This window comes from Bradyrhizobium barranii subsp. barranii (genome assembly GCF_017565645.3).
Taxonomy (GTDB): Bacteria; Pseudomonadota; Alphaproteobacteria; order Rhizobiales; family Xanthobacteraceae; genus Bradyrhizobium; species Bradyrhizobium barranii.
Map to the genome: position 1 here is coordinate 2,789,431 of NZ_CP086136.1, position 13,855 is coordinate 2,803,285.

The following is a 13,855-nucleotide window of genomic DNA, read 5'->3' on the forward strand; positions in this document are numbered from 1 at the left end:
TTCGGCTACGCGGTCATGACTCGACGCCCTGACGGCCCTGCTTCGCCTGCAACTCCAGCACCAGCAGGCTCTGCTCCTGGATCAGCGCGCAGTTCTGCCGCTCCAGCCTGTGCAGTCGCGCCGTCATGTTGTGCATGAACGCGAACACCACCAGGAACAGGGCGCCGAACATCACGACGAACGGAAACACGACGCCGGTCAGATGGCTGACCAGGTAGGCCAGTGTCGGAAACAGCGTGAAGCCCGCGGGGATGATCGCCACCATGGACAGCATCAGGAAGTCATAGAGATCGAACTTGCCCTGCATCGTCTTGCGCAGCAGCACCAGCATGTAGATCAGCGCAAAGGCGGAGACGACGACGACCGTCTCCGGACTTGGAAGGGCGTCTGTCACGGCTGCCTCCTCAGAAGGTTCGACGAGATGATGAGACCACAAATCGGAACGGGGACGCTCGGCGTCATGACGCCCTCACGAGGCGCGCGAGCAGGATATAACCGAGGACGCGGATCATGTAACTCGCCGACTTCAATCCGTCGATCGAGCTGACGCCGGTCTCCCGCGCCCGCATCTCGACCGGCACTTCGCTGACCGTGAGGCCTGCGCGCATGGCCCTAGCCAGCGAGATCGGCTCCGGAAAATCCGTCGGATACGCTTTTGCGAAGAAGGCGATGGCGGAACGGTCGAGTAAACGCATGCCGCTGGTCGGATCGGTGATGCGGCCGCCGCTGAACAGGCCGTTGAGCGCAAGCACGATCAGCCTGATGCCGGCGCGCCGCATGCGCGTGGAGCAGAAACCGGCATGGTCGATGAAGCGGCTTCCGATGGTGATGTTGGTCGGGTCGTTGCGATAGGCCTCCAGAAGCGTCTCGATGGCGCGCGGATCATGCTGCCCGTCGCCGTCGATCTGGATGCAGAAATCAAAATCCTGACGCGCCGCGTATTTGATGCCGGTCTGCACGGCGCCGCCGATGCCGAGATTCTGCGCGAGGCGGGCGACCGGCGAGCGGCAGCTTGCCACCGCGGATGTCGCGTCCGACGAGCCGTCGTCGACGACCAGGGTGTGGTAGCCGCGGCCGGTCGCCGCGATCTCGCTCAGGAGGCCGCCGACCGAGGCCTCCTCGTTGAAGCAGGGAATGATGATGAGGACTCGCGACGTGCCCTGCTGCGGTGCGGCAGCACCGTTGCGGTACGTGTCAGTTGAACCCAAGCCCAGTCCCATATCGGCCACGTCTGCCTCACCTCCAGAATCCCCACTTTGCTATACTTGCCGGTGCTTTTCCTGTACAGGCGGCGGGCCATTTCAAGCTGCGGGGGCCGCCCGGCGAATGCCGATGAGAGCTGTTAAAGTATTTTTTTCAATTGTGTTTCTGGCAATTCTGGCCAGCAACATCAGGCTGATCTCGCATTGGAGCGAGAGCCGCGGCGTCTATGACGACATCTGCTATCTCAGGCAGGCGCATCTGTTCCAGCGCTTCGGCTGGCAAGGGCTCGACACCAGCCTCGCCCGTGAAACCGACGGCTATCTCGCGGCCAAGTTGCGAAGTATCGATTTTCCGAACTGGAACGAACCGACGCGGGCACCCTGCCACACCCAAACTGCCGACGGCAGCAAATGGGTGATGACGCCACCGCCGGGCACGGGCTTCGTGCTGGCGCTGTTCCCGGAGGGGTTCCAGGTCGTTCCGCTCTATATGCTGGCCAACGCGATCGTCGCCGGCCTTGCGCTGTTCGGCTTGTGGCGGGCGCAGGAGAAGGTCGGCTTGACGCTCGCCGCGTTGCTCGGCGCGCTCTCGATCTACTTCATGATCAATCCGACCAAGGCGAGCTATTCGATGGCGCCGACGATGGTCGTCTGCGCGCTGGCGGGTCTGTTCACCGCAAGACTGTTCGTCGATGAAGGCCGGCGCCGCCTGCTGATAGTCGCTGCCGTCGGCGTGCTGCTCGGCCTGTCCGCGAGCTTTCGGATCGCCAACGTGGTTCTGTCGGCCGGCTATTTCCTGTTCTTCGGATTGTCGTTCCTGATCTGGCGTACCCGCGAGACGTTCGTTTCAGGACTCGCGCTCGGCCTTTCGTTCCTCGTCGGGCTGTTGCCGGTGTTCGCGGCGAACCTGGTCAACTCAGGCAATCCACTGGTCTCGGCCTATGGCGGCCAGGATACGGCCCCGCGGAGCCTCGACCCGGCCGTGCTGCTGGCCTATCTCCGCGACACGCAATTCCCGTTGATCGTGATTGCCTGCGTCGGGACCGCGCTGTTGTGGCGCTTCGCCGGCCATGGCGGCGTCAGGAAACTCGCGTTGCTGGTGGTGGGCAATCTCGCGCTGAATCTGGCGTTCTTTGCCACGCATCCGGTCTTCACGCAGTACTATGTCATCCCGATCCTGATGCTGTCGCTCTGGACGCTGCTGTTCGCGGCCGTCCTCAGCCGCGGTCCGGCACAGGGGTTTATCGCCCACGAGGCCGATGGACCGCGGCCGTCTGAGATGTTATCCCGCATCTCGCATTGACGCGTTTTCCTGACGCGAACCTGAAACCACTTCGCTCGAAGACGCATGCCGACATGACCGATCTCTCGCTCACCATCCTTCCGGAAGCCGCCGGCGACGCCCAGGCGATCGAACGGCTGCACGAGCGCACCTTCGGCCCCGGCCGTTTCGTGCTCAGCGCTTACCGCATTCGCGAGCACGTCGAGCATCTGCTCGATGTGTCCTTCACCGCCCGCATCGGCACGCTGCTGGTCGGCTCGGTCAGGCAATTGCCGGTGCTGGTCGGCGAGACGCAGGCCCTGCTGCTCGGGCCGCTCACCGTCGAGCCGCCGTTCCGCGACCGCGGCATCGGCCGTCTCCTGATGGAGCGCGCGCTGAAGGACGCCAAGGAGAAGGGGCACCGTCTGGTGCTGCTGGTCGGCGACGAGCCCTATTACAGCCGCGTCGGCTTCAAGCCGGTGCCGAAGGGCCGCGTCACCATGCCGGGCCCGGTCGACGCCGCACGCGTGCTGGTGTTCGAGCTCGTCGACGGCGCTTTCGAGGGCGTGTCGGGGCAGGTAACGCCCGACTGGAGCAAGGCGCGAGGCTAGGGCTACGATACCTTTTGCGGAGTATCCATGATGCAGGTGCGGCCCGCTGATGCCGGTGAAGTCGATCATCTCGCTCAGCTGTGGCACGATGCCTGGCATGGGTCGCATGCCTCGCTTGCGCCGCCAGAACTGGTCCGCCTTCGCACGCTCCCGAATTTTCGCGATCGGCTGGCGGTCCTGCTTCCCGACATCCGCGTCGTCGGCCCGGCCGGCGCGCCGCTCGGCTTCTGCGCCGTCAGGGCTGACGAATTGTATCAGCTCTTCGTATCGCCGAAGGCGCACGGCGCGGGCGTGGCCGCGGCGCTGATCTCCGACGCAGAGGCCCGCCTTGCCGCGCGGCGTGGAGCTGGCGTGGCTGGCCTGCGCCGTCGGCAACGCGCGCGCTGCGCGGTTCTACGAGAAGAGCGGTTGGCGTAACGCCGGCACCTTCGTGATGATGACGGACACCTCGAACGGGCCGTTCCCCGTCGATCAATGGCGCTTCGAGAAGCGGCTGACGCGCAGCCCGTAGCCCGGAATTCGCTCCGCTCCATCCGGGCTACGGCTCACTCAACGCGCCTGTGCCGGGGCCCGCGGGCCCCGGCTGTCGCAAGGCTAGAACTTGAAAAGGCTAGAACTTGAAGTTGGCAAACGCCCGCACGCCGATGCCGGGCATCAGAACCTCGTCCTTGGTGTAGGACACCGAGTTGCGGATGTTTTCGTTGAGGAGATTGTTGCCGACGATGCCGGCCGTCATCTCGCGCGCGCCGAACAGACGCGGATCGAGCTTGGTCTTGTAGCTGACCTCGGCCTTCAGCAAATTGTAGCCCGGCGTTGGCGTCTCCGCGATCACGGCGACGTTGTTCTGCGCGAACGCGTGCAACAGGTTGACGCGCATCAGCCAGTTGTCGTCGCGCCAGAACACGCCGCCGCCTATCCGCAGCGGCGGAATGCGCGGCACGTTGGTGCCGTCGGTGAAGGTGGCGCGCACCACGTCGAACTGGTTCTCGATGCCCCAGATGCCGCCCTGGAATGCGCCGACGTCGAGCTGCGACTGGAATTCGCCGCCGCGGAAGTTGGCGTTGGCCTGCGAATAGACGGCCTGGTTCAACTCGGCGCCCGGCGTGCCGCAGGACGCGAAACTGTCGTCGCACATCACGCCGGTGAGGCGGCGAAAGATGAAATTGTCGAAATGCGTGTAGTAGACGGTCGCCTCGAACCGGAACGGCCCCGTCGCCTTGCGCAGTCCAACCTCGACCGACTCAGCGGTCTCGATCGCGAGGTTCGGATTGCCGATGTCGAACGTCGCGGTCGCATCATGCGCACCGCGCGAGAACAGTTCGGCCGGCTTCGGCGCGCGCTCGACATATTGTGCGGTGATGCTGCCGACCATGCCGCCCGGCAGGTCCTGCAACAGGCCGATGCTGCCGCTCTTCGGCGTGAAGGACGGATTGCGTGCGATGCCCACCTGCGGCGTGCCGTCGGGTAGATAATCCGGCGGGAAGTTCGGCGTCGTGCCGTGCAGCTCGACATGCTCAATGCGGCCGGCGATCTGGGCTCGCGTCGCGTCCGTGAACTTGAACTCGTTGAAGGCGTAAGCGGCAACGCGGGTGTTGTTGTTGGGGTCCCACAGGCCGTTGAACAGCGTACCGGGATTGTCAGGGCTCGGCGCGGTCAATTCCTGATGGCCGACCTGAAAGCCCAGCGCCGTCGTCACCTCGGCGAAGCGCGCGTTGAACGGCATCAACTGCACCTCGGTGCGGATCTCCTGCTCCTTGTTGGTGAAGGTCTGCCGCACACCGTCGGTGTTGGGATCGGCGGGATCGGCAAGGCCGATCTCGTTGTGTCGATAATCCGTGGCGCCAGCCCAGAAGCGGATGGTGTCGATCGCGGCGGCATCGGGCCGGTACTCGCCCTTGACGTTGATCTTGGTCTGGTGCGCGTCGATCCGGGTGTTGTGGTCGGCGCCGTCGATGCCGGGGATGTGGTAGAGCGAGTCGTTCTGCGTGATCGACGCGCCGATATAGCCGCCCTGGAAGAAGTAGGAGCCGCCGATCGAGGCGCCGTCCGTGCGCGACGCCGAATTGGGCTGGCGCCCGTTTGTGATGGTCCGGGTCTGGTCGGTCAAATAGGGGTAGCTCGGGATGCCGTAATCCGTCGTGTTGCGGCCGTAGACGTCGGCATGGAACGCGAAATTGCCGGCGCCGGTGTCGAGCAGCACGCCGCTCTCGACGCCGCGATCGACCGAGCTGAACGCGGAACGTGTCTCGGCCGTGACGCAGGGCGATGTCCCGGCGGTTGCGAGTGGCGCCTTCACCGGCATGCCATAACTCTGGAACGGCTGGGCACCGCAGGTTGGCAGCGCGTCCGGAATCCGGTTGTTGGTCGCGCTGACGACGCCGCCGATCGAGGTCGATCCATAGCGCAAGGCGGCCGGCCCGCGCACCACTTCGACCTGATTGGTCGCGAGCGTATCGATCGGGACGAAGTGATCTTCGCCGAGATCGGAGGCGCCGTTCGCATTGGTGCCGTTCTCGACGATGCCGACGCGGTTGACGTCGAGGCCCCGGATGATCGGCCGGCTGGAGGCGCCAGGTGCAAAGCTCGAGCCGGTGATGCCGGGCTTGGAGAACAGCAGATCGCCGAGCTGGCCGCCGCCCTCGCGGCGGATCTCCTCGTTCGGCACCACGGTGACGGTGGCGAACTGGTTGGTGACGATTGGCAGCACGCCCTGCTGGGGCGTGGCGGCCGTCGCCGGCGCTGCCGGCGCTGCTTCCGCCGTGCGTTGCTGGCCGCGCGACCGTCCGGTGCGCGCGACATGGACCGGGCTGCGGGTCGGCACCACCCTGCGCACGATCGGGCTCGGCGCCGTCACGGTGACGGCGGGGATCTCGGTCGATGATTTATCTTGCGCAGGCTGTTGTACCGGCTCTTGGGCGAGCGCCGATGTGGCGGCGGCGCCGAGCAGGAGCAGGCTTGCTCCACCCAGACGCTGCGCGCGTCGCAATTCAAATGACATAGTCCTGATTCCAGTCAGGCGCCGTCCGCAAGATTTGGTGCTGATCGGAGGCGGCCTGCCGTCGCAGCGCGACGGAATTCGACTTCAACTTCTCCCGTGCGTTCGCCTGAAAGCGGCGAGCCGGGCGTGATCAAGTGATGTCTGGAGTCAGGACGCGGGAGGGGCGCGGGGCTGGAACGCCGTGCCGGCCGATTTCAGATGGACGAATTCGGCATCGGTGGTGAGCTGAAGCAGCTCGATCGCCTGCGGCAGCAGGAGCACAGGCGGCGTCGCGGATACGACGGTGCCCGCCATCGCGACCACGGCGCAGATCGCGCAATTGTCCTCGCCCGGCTGCTCCCGGTCGGGGCCGGCGGGCGATTGCTTCTGGACCGCGGCGCGGTCGATCGAAGCGATGCTCTTGCCGCTGTCGGTCTGCTGGAGCGAGGACTGTGCGAGGGGAGCGGCCTGGGCGAACCAATGGCTGTGGCCGAACGTCAACGCGAACTGCACCAGCATCGCGAACCGGGCGCCGTGTCTGATATTCGACCGGAACCACTTCATCTGGAAAAGCCACCCCACATCGCGAGGATCAATTCCCCTGATCTCGCGATGTTATAATGTAACATCGCAGCATCGATCAGCGGATGTCAACAGCGAGCGGACCAACGCGCGCAGGCGACCGAACCGATGTGTCGTTCGGGCAACTAGAGCGCGATGGGTTGAAGTCGAATCGAGTTGGGCCAACAGCGGTGCTCTCTCCGTTCCCTCCCCCCTTGCGGGGGAGGGGCAGGGAGAGGGGTGCCACACGGGGACTCTTTCCGTCGCGCACTCATACGCGATGCATCGCTAACAATCGGCACCTTTTGCTGGGCCACCCCTCTCCCTAGCCCTCCCCCGCAAGGGGGAGGGAACGCACCGCCGTCGCGGTGCTAGGCGAGTCTCATCACGCCAAGAGAGTTCAGCGCCCTTCGCGGACCCAGGTGGCGGCAAACGCGCCGAGCAGCAACAGCAGGCCGATCAGGCCGGCGAAGATCGGCAGCACGCCGACGCCCTTCACGACGCTGGCGTCGCGCATCCGCACGCCCATCCAGCCATCGCCCGCGAAGACGCTCGCCGAACGCACCGGCACGATGCGCGGCAGCTCGACGCTGGCGCCGTCGACCACGCGCACAGCATTGCCGCCGGTCGCCTGCGTCAGCGGCTTCAGGGTTTCGGTCGTCGAGGTGACTTCCGAAAACTCCTTCGGATTGGTCGGACCGACATTGATCAGCGCCTTCAGCGTGCCGTCGGTCGCCTGCCACAGGCCGAGCTCGCTGGCCGGCAGGCTGGCGCGCCACTCGCCGGGATCGGCAGGGCTGAGCGTCAGGTCCTGCGACACGCCGGACGGCGAGGTCACGCTGACCGGCTGGACGCTGTCCGACATGGTCTGGCGCACCACGACGAGGTCCTTGCCCTGCACCTGGAGGCGCAGTGCCTCTTCATCGAGGTCCGGCTGCTTCATCAGCCAGTGCGACATCCGCCGCAGCAGGTCGAGATGCGGGCCGCCGCCTTCATAGCCGCGCGCCCACAGCCAGATATGGTCGGAGAGCAAGAGTGCGACGCGGCCCTCGCCGAAGCGCGAGAGGAACAGGAGCGGCTTGCCGTCGACGCCCGTCATCACCGGCGGGTTGACCGCATTGCGGGTGTCGACGGTGCGGAAGAAGCGGCTCCAGCGCGGCGGCTCGGAGGCGGAGCCTTCGAGGCCGCGCGTGACCGGATGGCGTTTTCCGATCTCCGACAGATGGGCATAGAACGGCTTTTCGGTCACGCCGACCGGCTCTGCCGGCAGCACCGAATCCAGCGGCGTGCGCCAGATGCTGGTGTTGGAGGCATAGTCGGGACCGGCCGAGACCAGCACCGCGCCGCCCGCGCGGACGTAGCGCGCGATGTTGTCGAAATAGGCGATCGGCAGCACGCCCTGGCGGGCGTAGCGGTCGAAGATGATCAGCTGGAATTCGTTGATCTTCTGCTGGAACAGCTCGCGGGTCGGAAACGCGATCAGCGACAGCTCGTTGATCGGCGTGCCGTCCTGCTTCTCCGGCGGACGCAGAATGGTGAAGTGCACGAGGTCGACGCTGGCGTCGGACTTCAGCAGGTTGCGCCAGGTGCGCTCGCCGGAATGCGGCTCGCCCGAGACCAGCAGCACGCGCAGCTTGTCGCGCACGCCGTCGATGGCAACGACCGCGCGGTTGTTCACCGGCGTCAGCTCTTTCTCGAGCGGCGAGGCCTCGATCTCGACGATGTTGGGGCCGGCATGCTTGATGTCGACGTCGACGCTTGCGCTCTGGCCGCTTCCCAGCGTGCGCTCGCCCAGGACCTCGCCGTCCCTGCGGATCGTGACCTTGGCACGCTCGCCGGAAACGCCCTGGTCGTCGAGGCGATAGGTGATGGTCTGGGTCTGTCCGACGATGCCGAAGCGCGGCGCCGCCGTGATCGCGATGCGGCGGTCGCGCTCGTCCTTCTGCCCGGTGATCAGTGCGTGCACCGGCGCCTGGAAGCCGAGCCCGGCGGTGTTGGCCGGGATGTCGTGGACCCGGCCGTCGGTGATCAGGAACGCGCCGGCGACACGGTCGACCGGCACGTCCGACAGCGCGGTGGCCAGCGCCCCGAACAGTTTTGTGCCGTCGGTCTCGCCATCGGCCTGTCCGGCGTCGACGACGCGGACCTCGAGGCCCTTGATCTTCTTCAGGCTGTCGACCAGCGCTTCCTGCGCTTGCGCGGCCTCGCGATTGCGGTTGCCGAAATTCTGGCTCGGGCTCTTGTCGACCACGACGGCGGCAACCGAGGTGAGGGGATCGCGGTCCTCGCGGGTGAAGGAGGGATTGGCGAGCGCCAGCAGGAACAGCGCCAGCGCGGCGACGCGCACGGCTGCACCGCGCGCACGCGCCACCAGCAGCACGAGCGCAACGACCACGATCGCGGCGAGCGCGAGCCACAGGACGATCGCGGGAACAAGCGGCGTGAAGGCTATGCCGTAATTCATGTCGATCCTATTGCCCCAGCCGTTCGATCAGGGCCGGTGCGTGCACCTGGTCGGCCTTGTAGTTGCCGGTCAGGGTGTACATCACGATGTTGGCGCCGGCGCGGTAGGCGAATTCGCGCTGGCGGGCGTCGCCGCCGGACATCGGCAGCATGAACTGACCGTCGAGCCGCTGCGCCCAGGCGCCGGCCAGATCGTTCGAGGTGATGATGATGGGCGAGACGCCGTCGCCGCCGCGGGCCGGCCGCTGCGCGCTGTCGTCGTCCTCATCGCGCGGCAAGGCCTCGACCCAGGTCTGGCCGGTGCTGAAACGGCCCGGGAAGTCGCGCAGCAGATAAAAAGTCTTGGTCAGCACGTGCTCGCGCGGCACCGGCTCGAGCTCGGGCACGTCGAGCGACGACAGGATCTCGCGCAGCGTCTGCATGCCCGGGGTCTGTGCGGCGCCGTTCTCGCCGGGCGGCGCTTCGATCGCGTCGCGGGTGTCGAACAGCACGGTGCCGCCCTGCTTCATGTAGGCGTCGATCTTGTTGATGGCATCCTGCGGCGGCTTGGGTGCGCCCGGCACGATCGGCCAGTAGATCAGCGGGAAGAAGGCGAGCTCGTCGCGTCCGGGATCGATGCCGACGGGATCGCCGGCCTCCAGCGCGGTGCGCTGCGCCAGGAATTGCGTCAGACCGGACATGCCGGCCTTGACGATGGAATCGACGTCGGCATTGCCGGTGACGACATAGGCGAGGCGGGTTTGCGACACCGCCTTCATGGCGAACTCGTCGGAGGCGCCATCGGCGCGCGACGGCGCGGGCGCAAGCGACACCAGGCTTGCAAGCGCCAGCCCGACGACGATCATGGCTGTCGCGGCGCGCCGGCGCAGCAGCGCGGCGATCCCGCCGCCGAGCACCGCGACGATGATGGCGTCGATCAGGAACAGTGCGAGCGCCGTCGACAGCAGCCAGCCGCGCAGGTCGCGCGGCTCGGCATTGGTGTAGGTCGCGTGCCGGGCGCGCAGGCCTGCGGTGTTCAGCGCGGCGATGCGGTCCGAAGCGGCGAGCGTGTTCACGGCGAGCGGTCCTTCTGCCGGACCATAGAAGCCGGGCGGATGATCAGGCGTAGCGCGGTCGCGATAATCCGCGGGCAGCGGCTTTGCGGTGGCCGGCGGCGGACCGAACGCGCCGAAGCCGTCGAGGATGTGCAGCGGCGCCACCGTCTCGGTGCTCGCCTCGGCCGCGACCCCGGGCCCGGGCTTGGCGGTGTAGCCGGACATGTCGACGACCCGGCGCAGCATTTCGACGAAGGTGCCCGACATCGGCAGGTCAGACCAGCGCATGTCGGCGCTGACGTGGAACAGGCTGACCAGGCCCTTGCCGCGATGCTCGCCGGTGACGAGCGGCGTGCCGTCTTCCAGCGAGGCCCAGCTCTTGGTGGCGAGCACCGCGTCGGGCTCGGCCAGCACCTGGCGGTTCACGGTGACGTCCTTGGGGACTGCGACGCCGGCAAACGGGCCGTTCGCCGCGAAGGCGGCGAGATGCTGCGGCTTCTCCCAGGTCAGGCTGCCGCCGAGCGTGCGGCCGCCCTTGCGCAGCTTGACCGGCACGAGATCGTCCTCGGCCTGCGCGAGCCTTGGACCGGCGAAGCGCACCAGCACGCCGCCCTGGTCGATCCAGGCGTTGAGGCGCTCGCGGATTTCAGGAGCGACGGTGCCGACATCGGCAAGGATGATCATCGGCAGCTTCTGGTCGAGGAATTGGGTGATGCCCTGCTGCGGCGAGCCCCGGTCGGCGAGCCGCACGTCGGCGAACGGCGCCAGCGCACGGGTCAGGTAGAAGGTCGGCGCCAGCAACGGCTGCGCGGTCTCGCTGGTCGTGCCGGTGACGATGCCGATGGCGCGGCGGCGCCACCGCTTGTCGAGCAGTTGCACCGCGCCGGCCGAACGCGCGCCCGATATCTCGAGCCGCGTGATGTCGTTGCGCAGCTCGACCGGCAGGTCGAACGAGGCTTCGGTCTCCTTGTCCTGCGGGCCGAACGAATAACGCGCTTCGCCGATCGGCGAGGACTTCTGGTCCAGCGCGCGCACGGTGCCGACGGCGATGCCGCTTTCGGTGCGCAGCACCTTCACCGTCATCTTGGCGGCGGCGTTCTCGGCGGCGACGAGCGCCAGCGGGGAGGACGTGCCGCCTTCGAACACTGTCAGGCTGCGATCTCCGATGGTCTTGCCAAGGCCCTGCACGAAATCCTCGCCACGGCCGGTATCGACGCCATCCGAGAGCCAGGCGATCTCGCAGTCGCCGGTGGCCTTCAGGAAGCGGTCGATGGCGGTCAGGGTTTCAACGCGATCGATCGAGTAGGGCTTTGGCGCGAGCTGGCGCAATGCGACGCGCGCCGCACCCGCCGGCATCAGGGTGATGTCGCGGTTCGGCTCGGACAGCGGCACCAGCGCGATGGCGCGGCGGTCGTTGTCGGCATTGGCGATCAGCTCGTCGGCGGCCCTGACCCTGACATCCCAGTGCGATGCGGCGCTCCAGCCGTCATCGAACATGATCATGAGCGGCGCCTTGCTGCCGGCGGCGCCCGTTTGCGGATTCCAGATCGGGCCGGCGGCGGCGAAAATGACGAGGGCCGCAGCCAGGAGCCGCAGCGCGGTCAGCCACCACGGCGTCCGCGAGGGCGTCTCTTCCCTTGGCGCGATGTCGAACAGCAGGCGCGTCGGCGGAAACTCGATGCGGCGCGGCCGCGGCGGCATCACGCGCAGCAGCCACCACAGCACGGGCAGGCTGACGAGGCCGATCAGGAGCAGCGGTTCGGTGAAGGCGAGCGGCAATCCCATCATGCGGCCGGCCCCACCTTGATTGTCGTGGTGCGGGTGCCCGATTTGCTCACCTGCATGCCGGCATGCAGGAACAGCAAGAGCTCGGCGGCGGAGCGGTCGGTCGCATGGGTCGTGAACAGCCAGTTGAGTCTGCTGGTCTCGGCGCGGATCTGGTCGCGGTGCAGCGCGAGCCGCGCGGTGTAGTCCTGCGCCCAGCTCTCGGCGCGGCCCGCCGTGATCACGCCGAAGCCCTCGGGCTCGACGAACTCGACGCGGCCGGAATAAGGGAAGGACTCTTCGGCGGGATCGACCACCTGCACCATCGTGCCATGCGCGCCGGAGCCGGACAGGCCCGCGAGCGTGGATTTGATCTCCGCGATCGGCGACCAGAAATCCGACAGCACGATGATCTCGGCGAGCGCGGAAGGCACGAAGGACGGCGGCAGGCTCAGCCGGTCGGCATCGTCATGCAGCATCGCCTGGGCCATCTTGTCGATGACGCTGCGGCTCGCGGTCGGCGCCATCAGTCCGGGAATGCCGACGCGTTCGCCGCCCGAGACCAGCAGCTCGGCCAGCGCGAAGGCGACGATCAGCGTCCGCTCGAGCTTGGATTCGCGCGCGGTCTTGGAGGCGAACGCCATCGAGGGCGAGCGGTCGGGCCAGATCCACACCGTGTGCGAGGCTTCCCATTCGAGCTCGCGCACATAGAGATGGTCGTCACGCGCCGAGCGGCGCCAGTCGACGTTCTGCGCCGGCTCGCCGGAGACGAAGCGGCGGTATTGCCAGAAATTTTCGCCAGAACCGGCGCGACGCCTTCCGTGCAGGCCGTGGATGACGTTGGCGGCGATACGGCGGGCTTCGAGCACCAGGCGCGGCAGCGAAGCGGCGAGCGTACGGCTTTCGCCATCGGCACGTCGGATCGCGATGATCTCCTTCGCTGTGTGCCCGTTGTCTGCGGCCATCAACCGATCCGAGCCTTCAATTGTTTGATCACGTCCGGAATCGTGCGGCCTTCGGCGCGCGCCTGGAACGTCAGCGCCATGCGGTGCTTCAATATGGGCTCGGCGAGGTCGAGCACGTCGTCGATCGAGGGCGCCAGGCGTCCGTCGATCAGCGCGCGTGCGCGCACGGCGAGCATCAAGGATTGGCTGGCGCGCGGGCCGGGACCCCAGGCGATGAACTTGCCGGTCTCGCCGCTCTCCTCGCCCGGACGGGCCGAGCGGACCAGCGACAGGATCGCCTCCACCACGGAATCGCCGACCGGCAGACGGCGGATCAGCCGCTGCGCGGTGATCAGCGCATCTGCGTTCATCGATCCCTTCGCCAGCGTCTCCTCGGCACCCGTGGTCTCGAACAGGATGCGGCGCTCGGCGTCGCGATCGGGATAGTCGACGTCGATCTCCATCAGGAAGCGGTCGAGCTGGGCTTCCGGCAGCGGATAGGTGCCTTCCTGCTCCAGCGGGTTTTGCGTGGCGAGCACGTGGAAGGGCTTCGGTAGGTCGTGGCGCGCGCCGGCGACGGTGATGTGCTGCTCCTGCATCGCCTGGAGCAGCGCCGACTGCGTGCGCGGGCTGGCGCGGTTGATCTCGTCGGCCATCAGCAGCTGCGCGAAGACGGGACCGGAGATGAAGCGGAAGGAACGCTTGCCGGCGGTGCTTTCGTCGAGCACTTCGGCACCGAGAATATCCGACGGCATCAAATCGGGCGTGAACTGGATGCGCTTGGCGTCGAGACCCAGCGTGATGCCGAGCGTCTCGACCAGCTTGGTCTTGGCGAGGCCGGGCACGCCGATCAGCAGCGCATGGCCGCCGGAGAGGATGGTGACGAGCGTGTTCTCGATCACCCGATCCTGGCCGAAGATGACGGACGCGATTGCGTCTTTCGCCGCGCGAATCTGGCTCGACACCTGCTCGGCCGAACGGACGATTCCGTCTTCCAGTTTCTCGACACTTTCCGCCATCCGTCAGCTCCTTAAGTCC

The 13,855-nt window shown here is 66.9% G+C and carries 10 protein-coding genes and 1 pseudogene; 3 read left to right on the forward strand and 8 right to left on the reverse strand.

Annotation, left to right across the window (positions count from 1 at the left end; genetic code table 11):
- Window positions 1-13 precede the first annotated feature (13 nt).
- Together J4G43_RS13440 and J4G43_RS13445 are read right to left on the reverse strand one after the other, a co-directional pair.
- Complete coding sequence (locus J4G43_RS13440; protein ID WP_063985170.1) at window positions 14-394, reverse strand: DUF2304 domain-containing protein; 381 nt, start codon at window positions 392-394, stop codon at window positions 14-16.
- 64 nt (window positions 395-458) lie between these two features.
- On the reverse strand, window positions 459-1,220 hold the full coding sequence (locus J4G43_RS13445) for a glycosyltransferase family 2 protein (protein ID WP_210387563.1): 762 nt from the start codon (window positions 1,218-1,220) through the stop codon (window positions 459-461).
- 112 nt (window positions 1,221-1,332) lie between these two features.
- Here J4G43_RS13445 and J4G43_RS13450 point away from each other — a divergent pair, with 112 nt between their 5' ends.
- From J4G43_RS13450 to J4G43_RS13460, 3 genes and pseudogenes are all read left to right on the forward strand, one after another.
- Entirely contained in the window at window positions 1,333-2,505 is a 1,173-nt protein-coding gene (locus J4G43_RS13450; protein WP_225004852.1) for a hypothetical protein, read from the forward strand.
- A gap of 53 nt (window positions 2,506-2,558) precedes the next feature.
- Window positions 2,559-3,074 (forward strand): GNAT family N-acetyltransferase, encoded by a 516-nt coding sequence (locus tag J4G43_RS13455; RefSeq protein ID WP_208085087.1) that lies wholly within the window; start codon window positions 2,559-2,561, stop codon window positions 3,072-3,074.
- 30 nt (window positions 3,075-3,104) lie between these two features.
- Window positions 3,105-3,585: pseudogene (locus J4G43_RS13460) on the forward strand (GNAT family N-acetyltransferase).
- A gap of 99 nt (window positions 3,586-3,684) precedes the next feature.
- On the opposite strand, the gene J4G43_RS13465 reads toward J4G43_RS13460, so the two are convergent.
- The 6 genes from J4G43_RS13465 to J4G43_RS13490 all read right to left on the reverse strand — a co-directional run bounded on the left by J4G43_RS13465 (window position 3,685) and on the right by J4G43_RS13490 (window position 13,836).
- Entirely contained in the window at window positions 3,685-6,072 is a 2,388-nt protein-coding gene (locus tag J4G43_RS13465) for a TonB-dependent receptor (RefSeq protein ID WP_208085088.1), read from the reverse strand.
- A gap of 147 nt (window positions 6,073-6,219) precedes the next feature.
- Entirely contained in the window at window positions 6,220-6,615 is a 396-nt protein-coding gene (locus J4G43_RS13470) for a DUF2946 family protein (RefSeq protein WP_208085089.1), read from the reverse strand.
- A 397-nt stretch (window positions 6,616-7,012) separates the two neighbouring features.
- On the reverse strand, window positions 7,013-9,076 hold the full coding sequence (locus tag J4G43_RS13475; protein WP_208085090.1) for a hypothetical protein: 2,064 nt from the start codon (window positions 9,074-9,076) through the stop codon (window positions 7,013-7,015).
- Between the two features lie 7 nt (window positions 9,077-9,083).
- A complete protein-coding gene (locus tag J4G43_RS13480) occupies window positions 9,084-11,897 on the reverse strand; it encodes a DUF4159 domain-containing protein (protein WP_208085091.1) in 2,814 nt (937 codons plus the stop codon).
- Complete coding sequence (locus J4G43_RS13485; protein WP_063985164.1) at window positions 11,894-12,838, reverse strand: DUF58 domain-containing protein; 945 nt, start codon at window positions 12,836-12,838, stop codon at window positions 11,894-11,896. Before J4G43_RS13485 ends, J4G43_RS13480 begins: the two co-directional genes overlap by 4 nt.
- Window positions 12,838-13,836 carry an AAA family ATPase gene (locus tag J4G43_RS13490; RefSeq protein WP_071916189.1) on the reverse strand — a complete coding sequence of 333 codons (999 nt, stop codon included), beginning with the start codon at window positions 13,834-13,836 and terminating at the stop codon, window positions 12,838-12,840. Before J4G43_RS13490 ends, J4G43_RS13485 begins: the two co-directional genes overlap by 1 nt.
- Window positions 13,837-13,855: the final 19 nt, after the last annotated feature.